The sequence below is a fragment of the Pseudomonas sp. Pseusp15 genome (assembly GCF_059492165.1).
The window spans coordinates 1,955,232-1,978,996 of record NZ_CP168523.1 but is presented as its reverse complement, the minus strand read 5'-3'; the positions used below and the strand labels follow the sequence as shown (position 1 = coordinate 1,978,996).

General features: G+C 59.5%; 24 protein-coding genes. 14 read left to right on the top strand and 10 right to left on the bottom strand.

Going from position 1 to position 23,765, the window contains the following annotated elements; all coding sequences use genetic code 11:
* The first annotated feature begins 218 nt into the window (after positions 1 to 218).
* The 8 genes from pnuC (at position 219) to fapF (ending at position 6,620) form a co-directional block, all read left to right on the top strand.
* On the top strand, positions 219 to 782 hold the full coding sequence (gene pnuC, locus ACEN8R_RS08945) for a nicotinamide riboside transporter PnuC (RefSeq protein WP_258612094.1): 564 nt from the start codon (positions 219 to 221) through the stop codon (positions 780 to 782).
* Positions 779 to 1,303 carry an AAA family ATPase gene (locus tag ACEN8R_RS08940; protein WP_495625006.1) on the top strand — a complete coding sequence of 175 codons (525 nt, stop codon included), beginning with the start codon at positions 779 to 781 and terminating at the stop codon, positions 1,301 to 1,303. The genes pnuC and ACEN8R_RS08940 overlap by 4 nt, the downstream gene beginning before the upstream one ends.
* A gap of 372 nt (positions 1,304 to 1,675) precedes the next feature.
* On the top strand, positions 1,676 to 2,128 hold the full coding sequence (gene fapA, locus ACEN8R_RS08935) for a functional amyloid chaperone FapA (RefSeq protein ID WP_018926076.1): 453 nt from the start codon (positions 1,676 to 1,678) through the stop codon (positions 2,126 to 2,128).
* A 1-nt stretch (position 2,129) separates the two neighbouring features.
* Positions 2,130 to 2,723 (top strand): fibril amyloid subunit FapB, encoded by a 594-nt coding sequence (gene fapB, locus ACEN8R_RS08930; RefSeq protein ID WP_018926077.1) that lies wholly within the window; start codon positions 2,130 to 2,132, stop codon positions 2,721 to 2,723.
* 64 nt (positions 2,724 to 2,787) lie between these two features.
* Entirely contained in the window at positions 2,788 to 3,729 is a 942-nt protein-coding gene (gene fapC / locus ACEN8R_RS08925) for an amyloid-like fimbrin subunit FapC (protein ID WP_026286416.1), read from the top strand.
* Between the two features lie 67 nt (positions 3,730 to 3,796).
* Positions 3,797 to 4,477: a fibril amyloid maturation endopeptidase FapD gene (fapD, locus tag ACEN8R_RS08920; protein ID WP_018926079.1), complete on the top strand. Its 681-nt coding sequence runs from the start codon at positions 3,797 to 3,799 to the stop codon at positions 4,475 to 4,477.
* A gap of 45 nt (positions 4,478 to 4,522) precedes the next feature.
* Positions 4,523 to 5,269 (top strand): fibril amyloid subunit FapE, encoded by a 747-nt coding sequence (gene fapE, locus ACEN8R_RS08915; protein WP_018926080.1) that lies wholly within the window; start codon positions 4,523 to 4,525, stop codon positions 5,267 to 5,269.
* A gap of 46 nt (positions 5,270 to 5,315) precedes the next feature.
* The gene (gene fapF / locus ACEN8R_RS08910) at positions 5,316 to 6,620 is read left to right on the top strand and encodes a fibril amyloid transporter FapF (protein WP_258612096.1); all 1,305 of its coding nucleotides are present in this window, start codon (positions 5,316 to 5,318) and stop codon (positions 6,618 to 6,620) included.
* A gap of 68 nt (positions 6,621 to 6,688) precedes the next feature.
* Here fapF and ACEN8R_RS08905 read toward each other — a convergent pair whose 3' ends face one another.
* Positions 6,689 to 8,014, bottom strand: a complete 1,326-nt coding sequence (locus ACEN8R_RS08905; protein WP_007937802.1) for a sigma-54 dependent transcriptional regulator — start codon at positions 8,012 to 8,014, stop codon at positions 6,689 to 6,691.
* 343 nt (positions 8,015 to 8,357) lie between these two features.
* On the opposite strand from ACEN8R_RS08905, the gene ACEN8R_RS08900 reads away from it, so the two are divergent.
* The 3 genes from ACEN8R_RS08900 to nhaB all read left to right on the top strand — a co-directional run bounded on the left by ACEN8R_RS08900 (position 8,358) and on the right by nhaB (position 11,766).
* Entirely contained in the window at positions 8,358 to 8,624 is a 267-nt protein-coding gene (locus ACEN8R_RS08900; RefSeq protein WP_018926082.1) for a hypothetical protein, read from the top strand.
* A gap of 282 nt (positions 8,625 to 8,906) precedes the next feature.
* Positions 8,907 to 10,196, top strand: coding sequence for an NHL repeat-containing protein (locus ACEN8R_RS08895; RefSeq protein WP_018926083.1), 1,290 nt, complete (start codon positions 8,907 to 8,909; stop codon positions 10,194 to 10,196).
* Positions 10,197 to 10,263: 67 nt separating this feature from the next.
* Positions 10,264 to 11,766: a sodium/proton antiporter NhaB gene (nhaB, locus tag ACEN8R_RS08890; RefSeq protein WP_018926084.1), complete on the top strand. Its 1,503-nt coding sequence runs from the start codon at positions 10,264 to 10,266 to the stop codon at positions 11,764 to 11,766.
* Between the two features lie 97 nt (positions 11,767 to 11,863).
* Here the strand turns inward: nhaB and ACEN8R_RS08885 are convergent, their stop codons facing one another.
* Genes ACEN8R_RS08885 through gnd form a run of 3 tightly spaced genes read right to left on the bottom strand, consistent with a single transcriptional unit; the run spans position 11,864 to position 15,185 of the window.
* Complete coding sequence (locus ACEN8R_RS08885; protein ID WP_018926085.1) at positions 11,864 to 12,688, bottom strand: Cof-type HAD-IIB family hydrolase; 825 nt, start codon at positions 12,686 to 12,688, stop codon at positions 11,864 to 11,866.
* Positions 12,685 to 14,208, bottom strand: coding sequence for a glucose-6-phosphate dehydrogenase (zwf, locus tag ACEN8R_RS08880; RefSeq protein ID WP_018926086.1), 1,524 nt, complete (start codon positions 14,206 to 14,208; stop codon positions 12,685 to 12,687). The genes ACEN8R_RS08885 and zwf overlap by 4 nt, the downstream gene beginning before the upstream one ends.
* Positions 14,205 to 15,185, bottom strand: coding sequence for a phosphogluconate dehydrogenase (NAD(+)-dependent, decarboxylating) (gene gnd, locus ACEN8R_RS08875; RefSeq protein WP_018926087.1), 981 nt, complete (start codon positions 15,183 to 15,185; stop codon positions 14,205 to 14,207). Before gnd ends, zwf begins: the two co-directional genes overlap by 4 nt.
* Before the next feature lie 272 nt (positions 15,186 to 15,457).
* Here gnd and ACEN8R_RS08870 point away from each other — a divergent pair, with 272 nt between their 5' ends.
* Positions 15,458 to 15,640, top strand: coding sequence for a DUF6026 family protein (locus ACEN8R_RS08870; RefSeq protein ID WP_018926088.1), 183 nt, complete (start codon positions 15,458 to 15,460; stop codon positions 15,638 to 15,640).
* A 194-nt stretch (positions 15,641 to 15,834) separates the two neighbouring features.
* Positions 15,835 to 17,580: a phosphoethanolamine transferase CptA gene (locus ACEN8R_RS08865; protein ID WP_018926089.1), complete on the top strand. Its 1,746-nt coding sequence runs from the start codon at positions 15,835 to 15,837 to the stop codon at positions 17,578 to 17,580.
* Between the two features lie 65 nt (positions 17,581 to 17,645).
* On the opposite strand, the gene ACEN8R_RS08860 is transcribed toward ACEN8R_RS08865, so the two are convergent.
* The 6 genes from ACEN8R_RS08860 to ACEN8R_RS08835 form a co-directional block, all read right to left on the bottom strand.
* Positions 17,646 to 18,137 (bottom strand): GNAT family N-acetyltransferase, encoded by a 492-nt coding sequence (locus ACEN8R_RS08860; protein ID WP_018926090.1) that lies wholly within the window; start codon positions 18,135 to 18,137, stop codon positions 17,646 to 17,648.
* 130 nt (positions 18,138 to 18,267) lie between these two features.
* Complete coding sequence (zapE, locus tag ACEN8R_RS08855; protein WP_018926091.1) at positions 18,268 to 19,386, bottom strand: cell division protein ZapE; 1,119 nt, start codon at positions 19,384 to 19,386, stop codon at positions 18,268 to 18,270.
* 91 nt (positions 19,387 to 19,477) lie between these two features.
* On the bottom strand, positions 19,478 to 19,819 hold the full coding sequence (locus ACEN8R_RS08850; protein ID WP_007897370.1) for a nuclear transport factor 2 family protein: 342 nt from the start codon (positions 19,817 to 19,819) through the stop codon (positions 19,478 to 19,480).
* A gap of 52 nt (positions 19,820 to 19,871) precedes the next feature.
* A complete protein-coding gene (locus ACEN8R_RS08845) occupies positions 19,872 to 20,588 on the bottom strand; it encodes a helix-turn-helix transcriptional regulator (protein WP_018926092.1) in 717 nt (238 codons plus the stop codon).
* Between the two features lie 107 nt (positions 20,589 to 20,695).
* A complete protein-coding gene (gene speB / locus ACEN8R_RS08840; RefSeq protein ID WP_018926093.1) occupies positions 20,696 to 21,655 on the bottom strand; it encodes an agmatinase in 960 nt (319 codons plus the stop codon).
* 22 nt (positions 21,656 to 21,677) lie between these two features.
* Positions 21,678 to 22,769, bottom strand: a complete 1,092-nt coding sequence (locus ACEN8R_RS08835) for a polyamine ABC transporter substrate-binding protein (RefSeq protein WP_018926094.1) — start codon at positions 22,767 to 22,769, stop codon at positions 21,678 to 21,680.
* A gap of 101 nt (positions 22,770 to 22,870) precedes the next feature.
* Between ACEN8R_RS08835 and ACEN8R_RS08830 the strand changes: the two genes are divergently transcribed.
* Positions 22,871 to 23,764: a LysR family transcriptional regulator gene (locus tag ACEN8R_RS08830; protein ID WP_018926095.1), complete on the top strand. Its 894-nt coding sequence runs from the start codon at positions 22,871 to 22,873 to the stop codon at positions 23,762 to 23,764.
* Position 23,765 lies beyond the last annotated feature (1 nt).

Here is a 23,765-nt window from a genome sequence, read left to right as displayed (position 1 = left end):
GCCTGCGTTCGGCTGCGCAGCAGTCGTGAAATCAGGCGACGCCGGTTCCAGATAGACCGTGTGCGCAGAATTTACGACGGCTTCGTCCGAATGCGGCCCACACCGAACGCAGCCTCGCAGGCTCGGCAGCTGCTACACCGGACTGCGCAAGCCGGTTCTACTTGGCCGCGCCTGCCGCTACAATCCTCCCCCCTTTTCGTCTTCCCCAAGGATCCTCCATGTCCGGGCTTGAACTGTTTGCCGCCGCCCTCGGTGTGATTGCCGTCTGGCTGACGGTCAAACAGAACCCCTGGTGCTGGCCGGTCGGTCTGGTCATGGTGCTGCTGTACAGCTGGATCTTTTTCGAGGTGAAGCTGTATTCGGACATGCTGCTGCAAGTGATCTACGCCGCGTTGCAGCTTTACGGCTGGTGGCAGTGGACTCGCGCGGGCGTGACGCATGACGGGCGGCACGTCAGCCTGCTCGATGGCCAATCCGTCGCGCTCGGGCTGGCCGTGGGCGCGGTCGGCAGCCTGCTGCTGGGGGCTGCGATGGCTCACTGGACCGACGCCGCCCAACCCTGGCTCGACGCCGCCTTGACCGGTTTCAGCCTGGTAGCCCAGCTATGGATGGCGCAAAAACGCCTGCAATGCTGGCCGCTGTGGGTCGCGCTGGACGTCATCTTCGTCGGCCTGTTCATCTACAAAGAGCTGTACCTGACCGCAGCCCTCTATGGGGTTTTCGCCCTGCTGGCGGTGCAAGGCTGGCGGACGTGGCGCGCCGACCCGGCGTTGCGCACATGAAAGTGCTGGTGCTCACGGGCCCCGAATCGAGCGGCAAGAGCTGGCTCGCCACCGAGCTGCAACAGCAATTCGGCGGCGTTCTGGTGGGCGAATACGTGCGTTGGTTCATTGAACAGGAGGCACGGGACACCTGCCTCGCGGATATCCCCGAGATCGCCCGCGGCCAGTTGCAATGGGAAGATGATGCCCGCGCCCTTGCGCCACCGTTGCTGATTCTCGACACGCACTTGCTGAGCAACATGCTTTGGAGCCAGACCCTGTTCAGCGATTGCCCGGCCTGGCTCGAACAAGCGCTGCTGGCCCGGCATTACGACTTGCACTTGCTGTTGTCGCCTGAACTCGTCGACTGGACCGACGATGGCCAGCGCTGTCAGCCGCAGCTGGATCAACGCCGGTTTTTTTTCAACGCGACTCAGGCGTGGCTGGAGCAGCATCGGCAATCTGTTCAAGTGATCCAGGGTGACTGGGCAGAACGCCGAGCCCAAGCGTTGCAGGCCGTCACTCTGCTGCTAGATTGCTGAATTCGGCTGTAGCAGCTGCTACAGCCCCCCCCAGCCCCCCAGCATTTGTTGCGATAATTTTTCAAATGCGTCCGTTTGTGAAACATACCTTTGCACTCGAACAGCCCGTTTCAGCGCTATTCATCATTGCGTCATGATCTGTGTTAAAGCGCTGATACATCACCACGCAAGCTATGGATCCAGAGCGTTGCGCCTACTTTTCCCCGTTATAGCCCCCGCTTTTGTCTCAGGCCTGAAACAGCTCAATCAAGGATCCATTTAGCCTGATCGATAACCCCTTGAATCAAAACAACAATCAAAAAGCGGCACGACTTTCGCTCTCTCCTTCACAACGCTGATTAGGGCCAGCGCACAACAGAAGGAATCGCAGTCGTGGGGACTTTTCGTAAAGGCTTTACGCGCTTGATGCTGCTCGGATGTGCCGCCGTCTCGGTACTCAGTCTTGATGTTCAGGCTGAAGGCAATGGCGTGATCGTACTCACTCGTGATGTACAGCCCCACACCGTCGGCAGGCCGCCGTTCCAAAAAGACCCCTACCCGACCACTGTCAACGCCAACCCTTCGGATCGTGTCACCTCGACACTCAACAGCACCGAACTGAGCGATGGTGAGTTCGCCAGCGTGGCCAGCGGTTCGTCCATCAGCAACAGCATCAACCAGAACGGCAACATACCCGGCAGCCTCAATGTCGTGACCAATCCCAATGGCATGCCCGGCATGAGTGCCGGTCACGGCGGCGGTAGCGGTGGCGCGATTTCGGGAACGATCAACCATGCCATGAGTTCCGGCCTCGCGCCGTTGGGCAGATTGGCGGGAGGTCAATGACATGAGCCGCTCCCTGATCCTTCTCGCCCTGGTCATCGGTGCCAGTGTGAGCCCAGGCGCCATGGCCGACTCCAGCGTTCCGGTGGTCAACACCGCCAACATCCTGGATTCCGGCGCCCGGTACAACGGCAACTTCAACGTCAACCAGGCCTCCGGCGATCAACAGCAACAGGCCAATACCCGCGCCATCGCCATCGGCACCACTGATGCCTCGGCGACCACCCGCGTCATCCAGAAACTCGACACGCCCGCCAACCCGTCGATGAACGCGACGGCCACCATCGGCGGCAACTCTTTCAGTCAAGGCAACGGTGCACTGGGTGTCAACCAGGGCGCCGGGGCCAACAACCAGATGGCCAACGCAATGCGCATCAGCATCAGTGCTGCGCCGCAAAGCGTCGACGATAGCGCCCTTTCTCAACAGAACGTGGCGTTGTTACCAAGCTCAGGGGCAACTGACGCTTCAAAAGGCAGTCGCCAGGTCGTGACAAGCGACCAGGCCTTCACCGGCAGCCGAGGAGTGATTCAGGTGAACCAGAGTGCCGGGGTGGGGAACCGAATGGCTAACACCCTGAGCATACGGGTCGCTGACTGACCCGAACGCAGTGCGATTAGAAAGTAACCAACACTTAACCAACTAATAAGCACGGAGAATCACCATGAAACCCACAATGGCTCTCAAGCCTCTCGTGTTCGCCCTGGCAGCCGTCATGGCGATGGCTGCACAAGCCAACGATAACGACAATGGTCACGGCCACCATCATCACGGCCCCAAAGGCCCCACCTGGGAACAGCAACTGTCAATCGACTCAGCCGCCAGCGCCTATGTAGGGGATACACAGGACAGCAGCGGCAACTCGGTACTCAACCAAGGCACCAACAACACCGCCGAGGCTGACAATTCGCTCAACGGTTCCAACGGCAACATGGGCGCCAACGTCGCGGGTGGCGATGGCAACCAACAAGACAACGCCGCCGCGCTGGCTACCGCTGATGAAAGTTTCATCTTCGGTTCTGCCGAGGCAACCTCCACCGCGTATCAGTACAACACCAATAACTACGTCAAAAACCGCTCTACTCAAAATAACGCCACGCTCAACAATGCTGGCAACAACGGTTCCGGCAACATTGGCATCAACGTGACTGCCGGCAACTTCAACCAACAGAAAAACAACCTGGCGATTGCCGTGTCTGGCGGCCGGGTAGCAACAGCCTCGGCTGACGCTTACCAATCCACCACCGGCCTGGATGTCGACAACAAGGCTGACCGGACCCACGTCACCACCACCCTCACCGATACCACCACGTCCTCGGGCACCTTCAAGGCCAAAGGCACCGGGACGATCGACGACAGTGGCTGGGGTCACAGAGGCGATGACAAGTTCAAATTCAGCGCCGTGGGCACCTTCGATCTGGCTGGCGTCACCACCCATCAAGTGCTGACTCCAGACGGCTGGAAAAACCCGGTTGTGAACAACGCCTCCATGACCAACTCGATGAACAGCTTCTCCGGCAACGGCGGTGCCAACGTGTCGGCGGGTGTGGGCAACCAACAAAGCAACTCTCTGTCCATTGCTGCCGGCTGCAGAGCCTGCATGTAATCGCGATCGAAATGAAAGCCCCGGCAACGGGGCTTTCTTTCCATGGCTCCTCGAGGGCGTATCGATCATGCGTACGACAGCCTTTTTCGCCCTGCTGTGCCTGTGCGGCCTGACTCAGGCGGCGCAGATGCCGGTGGCCGCCTTACCGGGCGGCATGCTGGTTTACAAGCAGGTGCAAAGCGTGCGTGAGCGCAAGTTCAGCGACATCGTCGAACAAAAAACCGACTTCAGCTGCGGCGCTGCCGCACTGGCCACGGTGCTACGCCAGGCTTACTGGCTCGATGTCGATGAGGAACACATCATCAAAGGCATGCTGATCAATGCTGATCAGAACCTTGTCCGTACTCAAGGTTTCTCCATGCTGGACATGAAGCGCTACATCGAAGCAATCGGCATGCGCGCGCGTGGCTACCGGATACCGCCCGAAAAACTCGAAGCGGTGACCATTCCGGTGGTGGTGCTGATGGAAATTCGCGGCTACAAGCATTTCGTGGTGATGCAGCGGGCGGACAAGAACTGGGTCTATATCGGCGACCCGGTGCTTGGGCACAAACGCTATTCCCATGATGACTTTGTCAAAGGCTGGAACGGCATCGTCTTCGCTATCGTGGGTCCCGGGTACGACAAAACCAATGCACTGCGTAGCCCTCCGGAACCGCTGACGGCCAAGAACAAGCTGGACACATTCAACCCGGTCAAAGATGCCGAACTGATGGACTTTGGCTTCATTCAGAGCGACTTCTTCTAATCGCCCACTGATGATAGAGAGGGCCGGATGCCCCGGGAGCAGCAGATGAAAACCTCATACTGGCTGGCCGCCGCTTGCCTTGCAGCAAGCGCATCGGGCTATGCCAATGCAGGATTCAAACCCATCGAACTCAAGGACCATGAGCTCGCCGAGCTACGCGGTCGTTATGTCATGCCAGGGCGGATCATCAGCTTTGGCATCATCATGAGCAGCACCTGGCGCAATGCCAGCGGAGACCTGATCGGGGTGGCGACTGCCATGCAGATCCAGGCCTCTACCGTAAAGCCGCAACTTTACGTGTCGACCATTAAAGAAACTGGTAATGGCAGTACGCCGCCATCGGGCACCGGAAATGTGATCGGTGGCGCAGGACTGACCACTACCCAGGGAGTCACCCAAACTGTTCGCGCCGCTGGTGACGGCAATACCGCCTACAACAATGTCGCCATCAACGTCAAAGAGGCCAACCAGGCGCCGGCGCCGAGTCCCGTCCAAGGGCAGGTGCTGACAAGCGGGCAAACCATTACCGACAGCAATGCCGCCGGTAGCGTCGCGGTGTCGAACACCGGTGGTGGCGTGCAAATGGCCATCCAGGCCAACAACAACCAAGGCACAGCCATGCAACAGGCGGCTCAGGGGGGGCTGGTGCAGAACACCCGGCTTCTGGGCAACAGCAACAGGGTCAATAACCTGACGCAACTTAATGTAGTGCTTAACAACAACGGCCGAAATGCCGGAGCAGTCAACTGCAATCTGAATCAACTCAAGGCACTACGCAGCCTGGGATATTGAACTACGCTGATGTTCGATCATCGGGCTTCATGGGGGACGGCTTATCATGTATCGGTCAGTACCACTGCGCGCGATCGTTTGTCTGAGTACTTTGTTCCCGTCGGCGCTGCTGCAAGCAGCGTCCGATGCGGACGTGGAAGCTTTGAAGCAACAACTCATGGAGCTCAAGCAACGATACGAAGTACAACAAAAGGCCTTGGCAGTACTCGAACAACGAGTCCGCCAAGTGGAGGATCAACCGGCGGCGGCACCGCCTAAACGCCTGGCCAAGTCGCCAGCCGACATGAAAGGCAATCCGCAAGTGGCCACAAGGACGGGAGCGGCCGCGGCTTCAGGAGGCGCCGCAGGCAGCGGCAGTTCCTATGGACAATCACTGGCCGATGACTCTCAACCGGCACAGAGTGTTTCCAACCTGTATGACGAGGCCAGCGGATTCTTCGGCGGCGGCAAGTTCAGCCTCGAAACCGGGCTGACCTATTCGCGTTACGACACCCGCCAGCTGATCCTCAACGGCTTCCTCGCACTGGACTCGATCTTTCTGGGCAACATCAACCTGGACCGGATCAAGGCCGACACCTGGACGCTGGACCTTACCGGGCGCTACAACTTCGACAATCGCTGGCAATTCGACCTGAACGTACCAGTGGTGTACCGCGAATCGACGTATCAGTCCGGTGGCGCCAACAACGGTGCCGCGGGGGTGACCAGCGAAGAAACCGTCACCCGGGATCCGACGCTCGGCGATGTCAACTTCGGGATCGCCTACAAATTCATGGACGAATCGGTCAACACCCCGGATGCCGTGTTCACCTTCCGGGTCAAGGCGCCGACCGGCAAGGACCCGTTCGGCATCAAACTGCGCCAGAGCGACGCCAATACCAACCTGTTCGTGCCTGACACCCTGCCAACCGGCAACGGCGTCTGGTCGATCAGCCCCGGTATCTCGCTGGTCAAGACCTACGATCCAGCGGTTCTGTTCGGTAGCCTGTCCTACACCCACAACTTCGAAGGTTCCTTCGACGACATCAGTGCCACCGTCAATCAGAAAGTCCCGGGCAAGGTGCGGATCGGCGACAGCTTCCAGATTGGCGCGGGCATCGCGTTCGCGCTGAACGAAAAAATGAGTATGTCGTTCTCGGTGTCTGACCTGGTGCAACGCAAAAGCAAGCTCAAGCAGGATGGCGGGGATTGGGAGTCTGTGGTGTCCAGTGACGCCAACGCCGGTTACTTCAACGTCGGCATGACCATCGCGGCCTCCGACAACCTGACGATCGTTCCCAACTTGTCCATCGGTATGACCGACGATGCGCCGGACTTTTCCTTCAGCCTGAAATTCCCGTACTACTTCTAAACCGCACCCCGCAATAGAAAAGGCCCACTACGATAGTTGTCGTAGCGGGCCTTTTTTGTTGCACCGCCCTAGCGGATCTGGTGCTTGTGCAGCAATCGGTAAAAAGTCGGCCGTGACACGCCCAGGACTCGGGCGGCAACACTCAGGTTGTCGCTGTGCCGGTTCAACACATCGCACAGCGCCTGGCGTTCGGCGCGGGTCTTGTAGTCTTCAAGGGTGCCCATCGGCGTGGCGAAGGCGTGTTGACTGAGCAGCCCCAGGTCTCGCGCCTCGATCTGTCGTCCTTCGGCCAATACCAGCCCACGACGTACCCGATTGGCCAGCTCGCGGACATTGCCCGGCCAGTCGTGCTTGCCCATGGCGACCAACGCATCCTCGCTGAAGCTGCGCGGACGACGGCCGGTTTCACTGCTGTAGAAATGGGAAAAGTGGTTGGCCAGCATCAATAGATCACCATGGCGCTCACGCAGCGGCACGGTGACTACTTGCAGGACGTTCAAACGGTAGTACAAATCTTCGCGAAAGCGTTTGTTCTCGATGGCCTCTTCAAGGTCGACGTGCGTCGCCGCCAATACCCGCACATCCACCGGAATAGGTTGATGGCCGCCAACCCGCTCGATGTGTTTTTCCTGCAGGAAGCGCAGCAGATTGGCTTGCAGCTCCAGTGGCAAATCGCCTATTTCATCGAGAAACAGGGTGCCGCCGTTGGCCGCTTCTATCCGCCCGACCTTGCGCTGATGGGCGCCGGTAAAGGCCCCCTTCTCGTGACCAAACAATTCGGACTGGATCAAATGTTCGGGAATCGCGCCACAGTTGATCGCCACGAATGGCTTGCTGTGACGCTGGGATTGTTGATGCAGGGTACGGGCGACCAATTCCTTACCGGTGCCGCTTTCGCCGCGGATCAGCACCGGCGATTCGGTGGGCGCCAGTTTGCTCAGCAATTTGCGCAGCTCGCGAATCGGTTTGCTGTCGCCGAGCAGTTCGTGTTCAGGCTGATCGATATGAACCGTGCCCTGCCCGCGCAGGCGCGCCATGCCGAACGCTCGGCCCAGAGTGACCTGAACCCTTGAAACATCGAACGGCAAGGTATGGAAGTCAAAAAACCATTCGCAGACGAAATCCCCGACATTCTGCATTCGCAGGACATCCTGATCGAGCACGGCGATCCACTCGGTACCGCTACGGGTGATCAGTTCCTTGACGGCTTCCGGACGTTCCAGATGAAACGGCTGCAAGCGCAACAGGCCGACGTCGCAGGTTCGCTCCGCGGCGTTTTCCAGGGTACAGCTGTCGACATCCCAACCCACAGCGCGTAAACCCGGCAGCAAACGGTGGCAGTCGTCGCAAGGATCCACTACTAAAAGACGTCGTAAAGCAGGCGCTTCGATCATGACTGTTCCTTGGCGCCAAATTTTAGGAAATATTATTAAAAACAGTCATTTGGCGGGCTTCGGTGTAACACTAGCAAAATATTGACGCGGGCTTGTATCGATTGCTTATAGGGACGTCGGCTTATTAGTTATAAAAAATCACTTAATGAGTTGCCTAACGAATTGAACCTTTCATTCAGCTTTCAGCAACTGCCTGAATCGCCGGCGAATCAAAGAAAGTTGAAATTTCTTTTGATTGTGTGTGACCCAACCCCCGGTTGCGGACATCAGTACAAGTAACCAGCCGAACGGTAAGCCCAACCGACGGCACATCACTTGATTGGGCACACAGAGAGAAGACCCCATGAACGCCCCGCTCCGTATCAACGAAGCTCTTTTGATTGCCGACCGCGCATTCCAACCCTTTCAATGCGTGGCCTGGGCCCCACAAGACGGTAATGGTGAGCTCAGCCTGGCCATCATTGATCGCACTAACACTCGCATCAGCAGCAAACAAATCCCCAGCAGTGCCTATTCCGATCCACAGCAACTTGCACACTTGCTGGAACAAGCCCGCGCCGAGCTGAGCGAGGAAGGTTACACACTGCAATCGTGGTCCATGCCGCATTAATCTTTTTCGCGGATTACCGCCCGGTAATCCGCGTCCCTTCTTCTCCTTAGTTGACGGTTTCTACGGTCAGCTGCATAACGCCATTTTCGTTTTCCAACTTCTAGCCGCCAGATTACTTGGCAGGCTTGTCAGTGGTTCGAGAAGACACTGTTCTGGCACAAAACGCCGCTCCTCCCGAGCGTAATGGCAGTTGCGCATCATCGCATTCAGGGATTGAATGTTCTCCTCATGCAGTCAACCTCCGGGCACCCGGACAAGGACGACTGGCAAGGAGATCCGTGCATGCCACTCCAGACTGCTTTTGCCATACCGGCAGCGGTGAAAGACGCCGGGCAACTCGATAGCCATTTCGCTGGCAGCGGCAAGACTCAAGTGTATTTCGCCGGCAGTACTTCCAGCAGGATCAATGGCGTGGCGATTGACCACACCGGCCGAATACTGGCGGCAGCCAAGGTCGGCACGCCAGGTGGCAGCCGCTTTGGCCTGGCCCGCCTGCGTGAGGATGGTTCGGCGGATCTGGCCTTCGGCAAACAAGGCAGCGTCATCGGGCAATTCGCCCACGGCTACGAGGCCATGGCGGGCACGGTGCGGGTGCTGGCCGACGGGAACATTCTGGTGGCCGGCCTGCACTACGAAAATGCTCATCGTACGTTGCCCGCCGTGGCGATGTTTGATCAACGAGGCTGCCCGATACAGGGTTTTGGTGAGCACGGCCGCTGCGTGGTGCGCCTGCCGGGGAAGCTTTCCGAAGGCGCTCGCGACGCTTGGTTACCACCCGGCGTGCCGGGTACCGAGGCCTGTGATATCTGCGTGCAGGACGATGGTCGAATCCTGCTGCTGGCCAATCATCACTTTGAATTGGCCGATCACGTCGGCATGCTGATTCGGCTCAATGCCGACGGCTCGCTGGACAGCACCTTCAACGGTCGTGGCTTTGTCATGGTCCGGCACTTATTGATGAACACCTGGCTGAACAGTCTGATGGTGCAACATGACGGCCGAATCCTGGTGGGCGGATCGATCAATTTCCCCGAGGAAGGTTTGCTGGCGCGTTATCACACCGATGGCCAGCTGGATGACGGCTTCGCCGTGGATGGCTTCATGACCTTCAAGGCCTGGGGTCAGAGTGCCCAGATCTGCCAGATCGTCCAGCACGAAAATGGTGATTTGCATTGTTTTGGCAGCAGTCGCGACCCGATGCACTGCCTCGCCCTGAACGTTCACAGCAATGGCCGACCTGACATGCATTGCAATAGCGGCCAGCCACAACTGTTGGAAATCAGCCACAGCGGCTGCCAGTGGACCGCCGCCCAGATACAACCGGACGACTGTGTACTGACGGTCGGAGCGACGGGCGGCGGGCTCGAAGGCGATTTCATTCTCGCCCGGTACTTACCCAATGGGGCGCTGGATCGCAGCTTCGCCAATGGCATGGGCTGGATCCGCACACGCCTGAGTCGAGGCCCGGACACCGCCACTGCATTGGCCGTGCAGGCCGATGGTTGCATCGTCGTCGGCGGCTATTCACTGGATGGCAACTACCGCGCCGTCATCGCCCGCTATCAACCCTAGTTTCCTGCACTTGATCTTCCCTTCCGCTTACGGCAAGTTGCGCGCTTCTTAATACAAGGAGTAGCCGATGTCCGGCTCAATGGCCCAGGCCTTCGCACACAATTTTCTTGGGCATTCACCCCGCTGGTACAAAGCCAGCATTATCGGATTCCTGATTCTCAACGCCCTGGTGTTGTGGACCATCGGTCCGGTGGCGGCCGGCTGGTTGTTGGTGCTGGAGTTCATCTTCACCCTGGCCATGGCGCTCAAGTGTTACCCGCTGATGCCCGGCGGGTTGCTGCTGATCGAAGCTCTGCTGCTGAAAATGACCACGCCCCAGGCGCTCTATGACGAACTGGTGCACAACTTCCCGGTGATCCTGCTGCTGATGTTCATGGTGGCGGGCATCTACTTCATGAAAGACCTGCTGCTGTTTCTGTTCTCGCGCCTGCTACTGGGAGTTCGCTCCAAGGCGCTGCTGGCGTTGATGTTCTGTTTCCTGTCAGCGTTTCTCTCGGCGTTTCTCGATGCATTGACCGTGACCGCGGTCATCATCAGCGCGGCCGTGGGGTTTTACTCGGTGTATCACCGCGTCGCCTCGGGCAACGATCCGCGTCAGGACAGTGAGTTCGGCGATGACCGGCAGTTACCGACATTGCACCATGCCGACCTCGAACAATTCCGCGCCTTCCTGCGCAGCCTGCTGATGCACGGCGCGGTCGGCACAGCGTTGGGTGGTGTTTGCACGCTGGTTGGCGAGCCGCAAAACCTGCTGATCGGCCATGAGATGGGCTGGCACTTTGCCGAGTTCTTTCTGAAGATCGCCCCGGTGTCGTTGCCGGTGCTGACAGCGGGCCTGGTGACCTGCGTACTGCTGGAGAAACTGCGCTGGTTCGGTTATGGCACGCTGCTGCCGGACAACGTGCGTGCGGTGCTGGCCAACTACGCCGCTGAAGACAACGCCGAGCGTACTTCGCGTCAGCGCGCTGCGCTGCTGGTTCAAGGGGCGGCGGCACTGATTCTGATTGCCGGGCTGGCGTTTCACATCGCCGAAGTCGGCCTGATCGGCTTGATGGTGATCGTGCTGATCACCGCGTTTACCGGTATCACTGACGAACACCGCCTCGGCACCGCCTTCAAGGACGCCATGCCGTTCACCTCGCTGCTGGTGGTATTTTTCGCCGTGGTGGCGGTGATTCACGATCAGCAGCTGTTCGCGCCGCTGATCCAGTGGGTATTGACGCTGCCGGCGGACCAACAGCCGGGCATGCTGTTTATTGCCAACGGCTTGCTGTCGGCCATCAGCGACAACGTGTTCGTGGCGACCATTTACATCACCGAAGTAAAACAGGCATTCATCTCCGGCCACATGAGCCGCGAGCACTTTGAAACCCTGGCGATTGCGATCAATACCGGGACCAACCTGCCGAGCGTGGCGACGCCTAATGGTCAGGCGGCGTTCCTGTTCCTTCTGACCTCGGCGATTGCACCGCTGATTCGTCTGTCTTACGGGCGGATGGTGTGGATGGCGCTGCCATACACCGTGGTGATGGGAGTTCTTGGCTGGTACGCCGTAAGCTATTGGCTTTGAGGTGGCAGGTCTGACGCCTTCGCGGGCAAGCCTCGCTCCTACGGAATGTGTAAAACCTGTAGGAGCGAGGCTTGCCCGCGAAGAACGATAACGCGGTTCAGACTGAACTCAGGATGTATCGCTCGATCGCCTGGGCCGCGCCGTCTTCGGTATTGGCCCCGGTCACCACGTCGGCCTGACGCTTCACCGCCTCTTCCGCCTGCCCCATCGCAATCGACAGCCCGGCACGATGAAACATCGCCGGGTCATTGCCGCCGTCGCCCATGGCGGCGGTCTGTTCCAGCGACACCCCGAGAAACTCGGCCAGCGTCGCCAGTGCCGCGCCCTTGTTGGCCTGCACCGCCGTCACATCCAGATAGACCGGTTGCGAACGCGACACCTGCGCCTGCCCTTCGACCTTGGGCAGCAACCGCGCCTCCAGCTCGATCAACAGTTCGGTGTTGCTGCTGGCAGCGACGATCTTGTCGATGCGTGCCAGGCAAGGCTCGAAACTCTCGACCACCACCGGCGGATAACCCAGGCCATGTTGCTCTCGCGGGACCATCGGGCCGTTCGAGTCCTTCAACAGCCAGTCACCACCGCTGAACACCCAGACTTCAATGTCCGGCTGATCGGCAAACAGCGCCAGCGCTGTCAGCGCCGCCGTTGCCGGCAGATAATGCGCCACCAGCAAACTGCCGTCCGGGTTGACGATCGTGCCGCCATTGAACGCCGCCGTCGGCAGATCAACGCCCAGGGCTTCGATCTGCTGCAACATGGCTTTGGGTGGACGCCCGGTGGCCAGGCTGAACAGCACACCGGCGTCACGCAAGGCGCGGACGGCCTCGATGGTGCGCTGGCTGAGGCTGTGATCGGGCAACAACAACGTGCCGTCCATGTCGCTGAGCAGAAAACGGATGGGTTGTTGCGTGACGTCCCTCATCCGAGGCTGTGCCAGACGCGACCGTCGCGGGTCAGCAGTTCGTCAGCGGTCTTGGGTCCGTCTTCGCCGGCCGCATAGCTCTCCACGGTTGCATCCTGCTGCCAGGCGTCGAGGAACGGCTGCACGACGCGCCAGCCGTTCTCGATGTTGTCGGCACGCTGGAACAGCGTCTGATCGCCGGTGAGGCAATCGTAGATCAAGGTTTCGTAGCCGGTGGAAGGCTGCATTTCAAAGAAATCCTTGTAGGCAAAGCCCAGCTCGATATTGGCCATGTTCAACGCCGGTCCCGGCCGTTTGGCCAGCAGGTCGAACCACATGCCTTCGTTGGGCTGGATCTGGATCCGCAGGTAGGTCGGCTGCAATTCTTCGACCTCGGTGTCACGGAACTGCGCATACGGCGCCGGCTTGAAGCAAATGACGATCTCGGTGTCGCGCACGCTCATGCGCTTGCCGGTACGCAGGTAGAACGGCACACCGACCCAGCGCCAGTTGTCGATCATCACTTTGAGCGCGACATAGGTTTCAGTGGTGCTGTCGGGCGCGACGTTGGTTTCCTGACGATAACCGGGCAACCGATTGCCATCGATCTCGCCGGCAGTGTATTGGCCGCGCACTGAGTTGGCTCGCGCTTCCTCGATCGACCAGGGGCGAATCGCGCCGATGACTTTGGCCTTCTCGCCACGTACCGCATCGGCGCCAAACGCCGCCGGTGGTTCCATGGCGACCATCGCCAATAATTGGAACAGGTGATTAGGCACCATGTCCCGCAGGGCGCCGGTGACCTCATAAAAACTGCCACGGGTTTCCACGCCGACGGTTTCAGCGGCGGTGATTTGTACGTGATCGATGTAATGGTTGTTCCAGAAGGCTTCGAACAGGCTGTTGGAGAACCGGCTGACCAGAATGTTCTGCACGGTTTCCTTGCCCAGATAGTGATCGATCCGGTAGATCTGCTTTTCCGTCATCACTTTGAGCAAGCACGCGTTCAAGGCTTCGGCGGTGTACAGATCCGAGCCGAAAGGCTTTTCGATTACCACCCTTCTGAACGCTTCGGGGGCTTCTTGCAACAATCCGGCAGCCCCGAGACGCCGCACCACTTCACTGAAAAAGCGCGGTGCGGTGGCCAGGTAGAAAACGGCGTTGCCGGTGCCGCTGGCGTCGATTTTTGCCGCCAGCGCGTCATAAGTGCGCTCATCCAGGAAATCGCCCTGGACGTAGCTGATGTGTTTGGCCAATTTGGCCCACAACGCCGGATCAAGGGCGTGATCGCCCTTGCCGACCTTGGCTGCCACTTCCGCCCGAATGAAATCTTCGAGTTTTTTGGCAAAGGCTTCGTCACTGATGGCGTTGTGATCAACGCCGACGATCCGCAGTCCATTCCCCAGCAAACCATCGCGACTCAGGTTGTACAGCGCCGGCATCAGCAGGCGCTTGACCAGATCACCATGGGCACCGAACAAAAACAGCGTGGTGGGCGGTGCGGGTTCTGCCTTGGATTTCCTGCGGATCACGTGGGTCATTTTTTCGCAGTCTCCACATGGCCGCCGAAGCCGAAGCGCTGGGCCGAGAGAATCTTGTCGCCAAAGTTGCCTTGCCCGCGCGAACGGTAGCGAGAGAACAGCGAGTTCGACAGCACCGGTACCGGCACCGCTTGTTCCATGGCGGCTTCGATGGTCCAGCGCCCTTCACCGCTGTCCGCCACTTCACCCGAGTAGCCGTCGAGTTTCGGATCGGACGCCAGCGCATCGGCGGTCAGGTCAAGCAGCCAGGACGAGACCACGCTGCCACGACGCCAGACTTCGGCGATGTCGGCCACGTTCAGGTCGAAACGCTGATCTTCCGGCAGGTTGGTGCTGGCTTTGGTCTTGAGGATGTCGAAGCCTTCGGCGAAGGCCTGCATCATTCCGTATTCGATGCCGTTATGGATCATCTTGACGAAGTGGCCGGCGCCGGCGGGGCCTGCGTGGATGTAACCGCGCTCGGCGCGATCGTCATCGGACTTGCGATCCTTGGTGCGCGGAATGTCGCCCATACCCGGGGCCAGGGACTCGAACAACGGGTCAAGACGCTTAACCGTCTCGGCATCGCCGCCGATCATCATGCAGTAGCCACGTTCCAGGCCCCAGACGCCGCCGGAGGTGCCGACGTCGATGTAATGCAGACCTTTTTCCGACAGGGTTTTGGCCCGACGGATATCGTCCTTATAGAAGGTGTTGCCGCCATCAATGATGGTATCGCCCGCTTCAAGCAGGGTGCTCAGGGTGTCGATGGTGTCTTCGGTCGGTGCGCCGGCGGGCAGCATGACCCACACCGCGCGCGGTTTGGCCAGGCCAGCGACCAGGGCTGGCAAGTCGGCGACGCCGGTGGCGCCCTCTTCGGCCAGGGTGTCGACGAAAGCGGTATTGCGGTCGTAAACAACGGTGGTGTGCCCATTGAGCATCAGGCGTCGCGCAATATTACCGCCCATGCGGCCCAGTCCAATAATCCCGAGTTGCATGTACTGATGCTCCCTACTACAAATAAAGTGTGTCTAAGGTTATAGCCCAACGCGACTAGTGAAGGTTAGTCCAGAGCGGTGGGATGAAGTTTCCGGGCATTGTGCCCGATCCAGACTGATAACGTCGGGAATCGTGTCGAAGACACAACGACCATGAAAAATAAAAAAGTTCCCTTCAGGGGCAAAAGAAATCAAAATTGGCGCCGATAGTAAGTGAGCACCCGATTTCGGGAGTCGACTTACAGTTGATACCGCCATTTGCGAGGTGAGCAATGGGCACCGTACACACAGCACTGCCAGCACAAACCCTTTACGTCACGATCCGTCGCGATGAACTGCGCCAGTTGAAAGAGGAGCGCGATCAGTTGAAGCGGGAAGTTGCGCAATTGCGCCTGCTGACCCAAGGCAATCAGGCTCAGCCCTTGCCCGTCACCCAACGTGCTCCTCACGCCTGATCTCCTCGCTTGAGTCGGAAGCGGCCCAGCGCTGTTTCTGACTCGCTGCAATCCTGTCCGCTGCGACAACTCACAAAGTTTTCACACTTGCTTGGCGATACTCCGGCCCTTTGTGGCTGCTTGCTTTGCGAGCGGCATCCGTTCGTCTGCGACAAGGAGAGTGCCGACGGCCGATCATCAGGCTGGAGTGTTGAATGGCTTTGCTTAAACGCAGAAAAACGTCTGCGAATGGTTTTGATTGGGCAGGATTACTCTGGTTATTTCTGTTCTTCTGGTATTTCTCCGGTATCACCCAACTACTGATTCAACTGACGGGCACCTCCGGTTTTAGCGGGTTCCGCCAGGCTTTTGTGATGAGCGCCATTTGGCTCGCGCCGATGCTGTTGTTCCCCAGACAAACCCGTGTGATGTCCGCGCTGATCGGTGTGGTGCTGTGGGCCTGTTCAATGGCCAGCCTGGGTTATTTCTTCATCTATCAGCAGGAATTTTCCCAGAGCGTCATCTTCATCATGTTCGAATCGAACGTGTCTGAAGCCGGCGAATACCTGACGCAGTATTTTGCCTGGTGGATGGTGCTGGCGTTCCTCGCCCACACTGCATTCGCGTACTTCCTTTGGACCCGCGTGCGTCCGGTGTACCTGCCACGCGTCCAGGCGCTGATTGCAGCGACGGCGATTGTGCTGGCTGTGATCGGTTACCCGCTGATCAAGCAGACCGCGCACACCGGCAGCCTGGCGGAAGGCTTCGAGAAATTCGAAACCCGCATCGAGCCCGCGGTGCCATGGCAGATGGCCGTGGCCTATCACCGTTACCTCGGTACCCTGGGCAGCATGCAAGGCATGCTCGACAGCGCCAGCAAGATCCCGCCGCTGAAGAACTTCACCGACTCGATGGCCAATCAGCCGGCGACCTTGGTGCTGGTGATCGGCGAGTCCACCAACCGTCAGCGCATGAGCCTGTACGGCTACCCGCGGGAAACCACCCCGGAACTGGATAAGCTCAAGGACCAACTGGCGGTTTTCAATAACGTCATTACCCCACGCCCCTACACCATCGAAGCGCTGCAGCAGGTGCTGACGTTCGCCGACGAAGAAAACCCGGACCTCTACCTGACGACGCCGTCATTGGTCAGCATGATGAAACAGGCGGGTTACAAAACCTTCTGGATCACCAACCAGCAGACCATGACCAAGCGCAACACCATGCTCACAACCTTCTCCGAACAGGCCGACGAGCAGGCGTACCTGAACAACAACCGCAACCAGAACGCCGCCCAGTACGATGGCGATGTGATCGAGCCGTTCAACAAGGCGCTGGCCGATGCGGCGCCACGCAAGCTGATCGTCGTGCATTTGCTCGGCACGCACATGAGCTACCAGTACCGTTACCCGCCGACGTTCAACAAGTTCACCGACCGCAAAGGCGTGCCGGACGGCGTGCGTGATGATCAAGTGCCGACGTACAACAGCTATGACAACGCGGTGCTGTACAACGACTTCGTGGTCTCGAGCCTGATCAAGGACTACGCCAAGACTGATCCGAACGGCTTCCTGCTGTACCTCTCCGACCACGGCGAAGACGTGTTCGACTCGGCTGGCCACAACACCCTGGGCCGCAACGAGAACAAGCCGACCGCACCGATGTACACCATTCCATTCATGGCCTGGGCCTCGCCGAAATGGCGCGAAACCCATGACTGGAGTTTTGCCGCTGATCTGGGTCGACCGTACAGCAGCTCCCAGCTGATTCACACCTGGGCGGATCTGGCCGGACTGAGTTTCGATGAACTGGACCGCAGCAAAAGCCTGGTCAGCGACAGCTTCAAGCCTCGGCCATTGATGATCGGCAACCCTTACGAGCGTGAGCAGCGGCCGTTGATCGACTTCAGCCTGATAAAACCAAAGGTCGCGCCTGTCACCCCGGCGGTCGTTCAGCAGTAGTTTTGAGGGGCCGACAAATGACTTAAGGGCGTCCTGATCGACGCCCTTTTTTATGGCTCGGAGGACTAAAGCGCTTTGGTCCAGAACAGCATCCGGCCGTGCGCCGGGTCGAACATGCCGGGTGAAAAACCGAATTTGCCATAAGACGCCTGGGCCACTGGATTGCCTTCCAGCACTTCCAGGGTGATCTTGCAGCAGCCGCGCTGACGTGCGATGTCCTCGACTTTGTGCAGCATTTTCTGGCTCAGTCCCAACCCGCGAAACTTCGACACCACGACCACATCGTGCACGTTGACCAACGGCCGACAGGCAAAGGTCGAAAAGCCTTCGAAGCAATTGACCAGCCCTGCCGGCTCGCCACCGACAAACGCCAATACACTGAAGGCATGGGGCCGCTTGGCCAGCTCCCCCGGCAGTTGTTGCAACACATGGGTGGGCAACGACTTACCGCCACCCATCGGGTCTTCGGCGTAATGGTTCAATACAAGACAAATCGCCTCGGCATGTGTCGGGTTGCTGTAACTGGCCTGAAGCACAAGAATTTCTGCGGATTCCATTTCCACCCTCGATCACACATGAAGTTGCCCCAGTTCGCTTCTTGCGCACTGAAAGGTCCTGCGACCTTATCGCGAGCGCCGGGGTGCCGACAACCGGATCCTCTCGCCCCGTTGCACCTTCTCCCGGACATCAAGCCTCGGCAAAACGTTTTAGCTGCATCTCCTGCAAACGGCTGAGGGTGCGGCGAAACGGGAATTCCAGATAGCCCTCGGTGTACAACGCTTCCATCGGTACCTGCGCTTCGAGGTACAGCGGCACCTTGCGGTCGTAGCATTCGTCCACCAGGGCAATGAACCGCCGCACACCGTCGTCATGCACCGACAATTGCGGCAACTCGCGATCTCCCGCCGCCACCCGCTCGACACCGTCTTCAGTGCCGCGAGCGATGCGCCCTTCGCGTTTTTGCGCGCTGAGATTGGGCACGTCACTCAACAGAATAGCGCTGAAGGTGTCGCACAGGGCCATGAAGTCCATGGCGGCAAAAGGCTGCTCGCAAACCTCGGCGTAACGGCACCAGAGCACGGTTCGACTGGCCTGCATGACATTGACCGAACGGTAGCCGATCTGCACCGGATCGCTGGACAGCGTCTGGCCGATGGTCAGGGCCTTGAACACATCGCCAAGGGCACCGGGCTGACCCGGAACGTTCACCCAGTAACGCTGCAGGCCGGCGCCGGGGTGCAGACGATGATCTTCTCCACCGTCCACCGCAATCACCTGCATGTGTTGCTTGATCGCGCTAATCGCCGGCACAAAGCGGTCGCGGTTGAAGCCATCGGCGTACAGCTGATCCGGCGGTTGGTTGGAGGTGCAGACCACCACTACGCCCTGCTCGAACATCACCTGAAACAAACGCCCGAGAATGATCGCGTCACCGATGTCGTTGACGAACAGTTCATCGAAACACAGCACCCGCACTTCCTGGCTCAGCTCGCGGGCCAGGGCCTTCAGCGGGTCGGCGGTACCGGTCAACTGGAAGGAGCGCTGATGCACCCAACCCATAAAGTGGTGAAAGTGCTGCCGCCGGGCCGTGACGCGCAGGTTTTGATAGAACTGATCCATCAACCAGGTCTTGCCCCGCCCGACCGGGCCCCAGAGGTACACGCCGGTGATGGGCGCGCGGCCTTCCTGCAAGGCTTCGTGGCATTTTTGCAGCGCCCACACGGCATGTTCCTGGGCTTCGTCCTGGACGAAGCCCTTCTGTTCGATGGCGTGTTGCCAGGCGGTTAAGGGAGAGTCGACATTCATGCGCGGCAGTATACGTCTCTATAGCGGCTCGCCAAGCCCGGGCCGTAGCAGCTGCGTCGCGGTGCTCGACAGCTGCTACATAGGCCGGTGGTTACAGCGAGATGTCCAGCCGGGCGATCTTGCCCTGTTCATTGAGGCGGAACATATAGCGCAGTTCCAGCGGGCTGCCGGGAAAGGTGCCGGAGATCAGGTTGTGCACCAGCACTTTGCCTGTGCGCAGTTGAACGTCGAGCACCTCGACCCGCGGCTGATAACGTTGCGCAGTGTCTTGCATCCATTGGGCGATGGCTTGCGTGCCGACCTGATGCTGCCCCTCATCGAACACGTTGGCATCCTCAGCGAAAAAACTGGCGACCCTCGAGGTGTCGCGAGCATTGGCGGCAGCAATGTAGGCGGCAATGGCGGGGGCCAGTGAAGAGGCTGGATTGGACATGTTTACGGCTCCTTGTGAGTTGTTTCTGGAGCCATGCTAAAACAAGCCAGTGTCAGTTCTTGTCAGGAGTGAAACGCCCTGCTTCGTCCAGTTGCATCTGCTTGCGCCAGGTGCGCAACAGGTCGCTGCGCCGCCCCGGATAGCGCTCACCCTGTTCACTGGCGGCCGAGATCCGGTCGGTGCGGAACGTGCGATAGGCACTGCGCAACTCACACCAAGCGACGATGATCCGCACCTCATTGAGAAACCCCAGGGCCAGTGGCCAGATCAAACGTTGGCTGGGCACCTGGTTGGCGTCTGCGTAATCGATATGCAACTTGGCTTGATCGCGGATGGCTTGGCGAAACACATTCAACGGCACGGCGTTTTGCGGATAGCCACAACCCGGCGGCCCCGGCAACACCGTCGGGTTGCGCAAGGCGTCCTGGGCCGTCGGGTCGAGCACCGCGGCGATTTTTGCCAGGGCATCGGCCGCCGCTTTGCTCAACACCTCATCACCCCGCTGATCCACGTAGCGCAAACCGAGCACGATGGCTTCGGTCTCATCGGCATTGAGCATCAAGGGCGGCAGAAACAGACCGCTGCGCAACACATAGCCGATCCCCGCCTCGCCAAAAATCGGCGCGCCGAGTGCGGTGAGTTCAGCGATATCGCGGTACAGCGTGCGTTCGGAAATCTCCAGCTCGCTGGCCAATGTCGCGGCAGTCACCGGACGACTTTTGCCGCGTAGCACTTGTAACAAGGTCAGTAAACGAGTGGTTCGCGACACGGCCAGCAGGCTCCTTTCTGGAAGTCGCCGGAGCTTAGCAGAGGCTGCTGTCAGAAAGTGGCAGTAGCGAAACGCCAGACACAAGCCCGCTCCCACATTTTGGCTTGTTACCGATCGACCTTATGCCTGGCCGCATACAAACACAGCATTTCCATGGCCAGGGTCGCCGCAGCCAGTGAGGTAATGTCGGCGTGGTCGTAGGCCGGCGCCACTTCCACCACGTCCATCCCCACCAGGTTGATCCCGCGCAAGCCGCCGAGAATCTCCAGCGCCTGCACCGTGCTCAAGCCGCCGCACACCGGCGTCCCGGTGCCGGGCGCGAAGGCTGGGTCGAGGCAGTCGATGTCGAAGGTCAAATACACCGGGTGATCACCGACCCGCGCACGAATCGCCTCGACAATCGCCTCGCAACCTTGCCGATGAACCTGCCGCGCATCCAGCACCTGAAAGCCCTGATGATCGTCATTGGTGGTGCGCAAACCGATTTGCACTGAGCGCGACGGATCCACCAGCCCTTCCCTGGCCGCATGCCAGAACATCGTGCCGTGATCGACGCGCTTGCCCTCTTCATCCGGCCAGGTGTCGCTATGGGCATCGAAGTGAATCAATGACAACGGGCCGTGCTGGCGGGCATGGGCCTTGAGCAGCGGATAACTGATGAAGTGATCGCCGCCGAAGGTCAGCATCGCGCAACCGTTATCCAGGATGTGCCCGGCGTGGGCTTCAATGCTTTCCGGCACCGAATGCGGCGCGCCGTAATCGAAGGCGCAATCGCCGTAGTCGATCACCGCCAAGTGATCGAACGGGTCGAACGTCCACGGCCAATGGCGTTCCCAGGCGATCCCGGTGGACGCCGCCCGAATGCCGCGTGGTCCGAAACGCGCCCCGGAACGGTTGCTGGTGGCGGTGTCGAACGGCACGCCGCTGACCACCACGTCGACGCCACGCAAGTCGCGGCTGTAGCGCCGGCGCATGAAACTGGTGATACCGGCGTAGGTACTTTCGGCGGCAGTCCCGTAAAGACTGTCGCGGGTCATGGCCTGATCGTTCTGTGCAGGGACGTCCATGGGTGTGTTCCTTATTGTTGGCTTATTGGTGGCTACGGAAAGTGGTCCACAGGCGGGTGCGCTGACGCATGTCTTTGAGGCTCATGCTGCGGTCGGCATACAGCCGCTCACGCACCACGGCCTGCGGGTAGATGTCGGGATTGCTGCGCACCGCCTCATCCACCAGTGGCGTCGCCGCCTCATTGGCCGTGGCGAAGAACAGCGTATTGGTCAGTGCCGCGACGGATTCGGGGCGCAACATGAACTCGACGAAGGCTCGGGCGGCTTCGGGGTGCGGCGCGTCCTTGGGAATTGCCAGGTTGTCCTGCCACACCAGTGTGCCTTCACGTGGAATGCGGTAAGCCACCTCGAACGGTTTATTGGCCTTGCGCGCCTGATCGGCGGCCATGCTCGCGTCGCCGTTGTAGGTCAGTGCCAGGCAAACGCTGCCATTGGCCAGATCGTTGATCTGCCGCCCGGTGGCGACGTAGAGCACCGACGGCTGTAGCTGACGCAACAGGGCGTCGGCGGCTGTCAGATCAGCCTTGTCGGTGCTGTAGGGATCTTTACCCAAATAATGCAGCGCCAAGCCAATCACCTCTTGCGGCGAATCCAGAATCGCGATGCCGCAGTCTTTCAGTTTGCTGGCGTATTCGGGCTTGAACAGCAGGTCCAGGCTGTTGAGCGGTACGTTGGGCAAGCGTTGTTTTACCGCTTCAACATTCATCCCAAGCCCGAGCGTGCCCCAGGTGTAAGGCACGCCATAGCGATTACCGGGATCGACCGCCGCCAGTTTTCCCAGCATGTCCGGGTCGAGGTTGGCGTACCCCTTGAGGCCATCGTGAGGAATTTCCTTCAGCGCTCCCGCCGCCAGGCCGCGCGCCAGGACGCTGGACGACGGCACCACCACGTCGTAACCGCTGCCGCCGGTGAGCAGTTTGGTTTCCAGCACTTCCGGCGTATCGAACGTGTCGTAGCGCACGTGGATGCCGGTTTCCTTTTCGAAGCGCTGCAAGGTCTCGGGCGCCACGTAATCGGCCCAACTGTAGAGATTGAGGACTTTTTCCTCAGCCTGGGCCGGCACGGCCATGGCGAGGAACAGCGCGGGTAAACACAGCTTGAAGAGCGGAGCCATGACGAACACCTGACTAGAGGAAGTGGTTGCAGGATGCGTCGTCGGTTACATTGAAAAAATACCAAGTTAGTTATCCTGACTTTATTGCGGAGTAATGTTTGATGCTCGGCCAACTGCATGATCTGGACCTGCACCTGCTGCGCCTGTTTGTCAGCGTGGTGGAATACGGAGGCTTCAGCGCGGCCCAGGGTGACCTGGGGCTGAGCCAGTCGAGCATCAGCCAGCAGATGGCCAAGCTCGAAACCCGGCTCGGTTATCGCCTGTGCAGTCGCGGCAAGGGCGGGTTCAAGATCACGCCCAAGGGTGAACAGTTGCTCGTTGCCACCCGTGCCTTGTTCCAATCCATTGAAGCGTTCCGCCATCAATCCAACGGCGTGGCCGGACGTTTGATCGGCGAAGTGCGCCTGGGTTTGTCCGAAGCGCTTGATCAGTCCGTGCTGGAACGGGTGGCCGAGGCGATCCGACGCTTTCGCGAACGTGACGAATCGGTGCGCATCGAGTTGATCAGCGCGATGCCCGGCGAAATGGAGCGGTTGTTGCTGCAACAACGGCTGGACCTGGCGATCGGCTATTTCTCACAGGCGCAGCGTGCTTTTGACTACCGTGAACTGTTCACCGAAACCCAGCACCTGTACTGCGCCTCCGGGCATCCGCTGTTCACCGATGACGCACCTGACGATCAAGCGCTCCAGGCCTGCGACCGGGTCGATCACCCCTATCGTTTCCTGCGCAGCGATGAGCCGTTTCAGGGGAAGCTCTGTTCAGCGCGATCCGAGCAGGTCGAAGGCACCCTCGCCTTCATTCTGTCCGGCAAGCACGTGGGGTATTTGCCCGATCACTTCGCCCAAAGCTGGGAAGACAAAGGATTGCTCCGTGCCGTGCGCCAGGGTGATATGAGTTTCGAGGTGGCGTTCCACCTGGCGCGCCATCGCGCACAGGTGCCGGGGGATGCGCAAAAGGCCTTTGAAGAGGATCTGCTTGCGGCGTTTGCTTGAA

Bases quoted from the DNA above. Each gene is read 5' to 3' on its own strand.
- pnuC (WP_258612094.1), top strand. From the start codon at position 219: ATGTCCGGGCTTGAACTGTTTGCCGCCGCCCTCGGTGTGATTGCCGTC.
- ACEN8R_RS08940 (WP_495625006.1), top strand. From the start codon at position 779: ATGAAAGTGCTGGTGCTCACGGGCCCCGAATCGAGCGGCAAGAGCTGG.
- fapB (WP_018926077.1), top strand. From the start codon at position 2,130: ATGAGCCGCTCCCTGATCCTTCTCGCCCTGGTCATCGGTGCCAGTGTG.
- fapC (WP_026286416.1), top strand. From the start codon at position 2,788: ATGAAACCCACAATGGCTCTCAAGCCTCTCGTGTTCGCCCTGGCAGCC.
- fapD (WP_018926079.1), top strand. From the start codon at position 3,797: ATGCGTACGACAGCCTTTTTCGCCCTGCTGTGCCTGTGCGGCCTGACT.
- fapE (WP_018926080.1), top strand. From the start codon at position 4,523: ATGAAAACCTCATACTGGCTGGCCGCCGCTTGCCTTGCAGCAAGCGCA.
- fapF (WP_258612096.1), top strand. From the start codon at position 5,316: ATGTATCGGTCAGTACCACTGCGCGCGATCGTTTGTCTGAGTACTTTG.
- ACEN8R_RS08905 (WP_007937802.1), bottom strand. From the start codon at position 8,014: ATGATCGAAGCGCCTGCTTTACGACGTCTTTTAGTAGTGGATCCTTGC.
- ACEN8R_RS08900 (WP_018926082.1), top strand. From the start codon at position 8,358: ATGAACGCCCCGCTCCGTATCAACGAAGCTCTTTTGATTGCCGACCGC.
- ACEN8R_RS08895 (WP_018926083.1), top strand. From the start codon at position 8,907: ATGCCACTCCAGACTGCTTTTGCCATACCGGCAGCGGTGAAAGACGCC.
- nhaB (WP_018926084.1), top strand. From the start codon at position 10,264: ATGTCCGGCTCAATGGCCCAGGCCTTCGCACACAATTTTCTTGGGCAT.
- ACEN8R_RS08885 (WP_018926085.1), bottom strand. From the start codon at position 12,688: ATGAGGGACGTCACGCAACAACCCATCCGTTTTCTGCTCAGCGACATG.
- zwf (WP_018926086.1), bottom strand. From the start codon at position 14,208: ATGACCCACGTGATCCGCAGGAAATCCAAGGCAGAACCCGCACCGCCC.
- gnd (WP_018926087.1), bottom strand. From the start codon at position 15,185: ATGCAACTCGGGATTATTGGACTGGGCCGCATGGGCGGTAATATTGCG.
- ACEN8R_RS08870 (WP_018926088.1), top strand. From the start codon at position 15,458: ATGGGCACCGTACACACAGCACTGCCAGCACAAACCCTTTACGTCACG.
- ACEN8R_RS08865 (WP_018926089.1), top strand. From the start codon at position 15,835: ATGGCTTTGCTTAAACGCAGAAAAACGTCTGCGAATGGTTTTGATTGG.
- ACEN8R_RS08860 (WP_018926090.1), bottom strand. From the start codon at position 18,137: ATGGAATCCGCAGAAATTCTTGTGCTTCAGGCCAGTTACAGCAACCCG.
- zapE (WP_018926091.1), bottom strand. From the start codon at position 19,386: ATGAATGTCGACTCTCCCTTAACCGCCTGGCAACACGCCATCGAACAG.
- ACEN8R_RS08850 (WP_007897370.1), bottom strand. From the start codon at position 19,819: ATGTCCAATCCAGCCTCTTCACTGGCCCCCGCCATTGCCGCCTACATT.
- speB (WP_018926093.1), bottom strand. From the start codon at position 21,655: ATGGACGTCCCTGCACAGAACGATCAGGCCATGACCCGCGACAGTCTT.
- ACEN8R_RS08835 (WP_018926094.1), bottom strand. From the start codon at position 22,769: ATGGCTCCGCTCTTCAAGCTGTGTTTACCCGCGCTGTTCCTCGCCATG.
- ACEN8R_RS08830 (WP_018926095.1), top strand. From the start codon at position 22,871: ATGCTCGGCCAACTGCATGATCTGGACCTGCACCTGCTGCGCCTGTTT.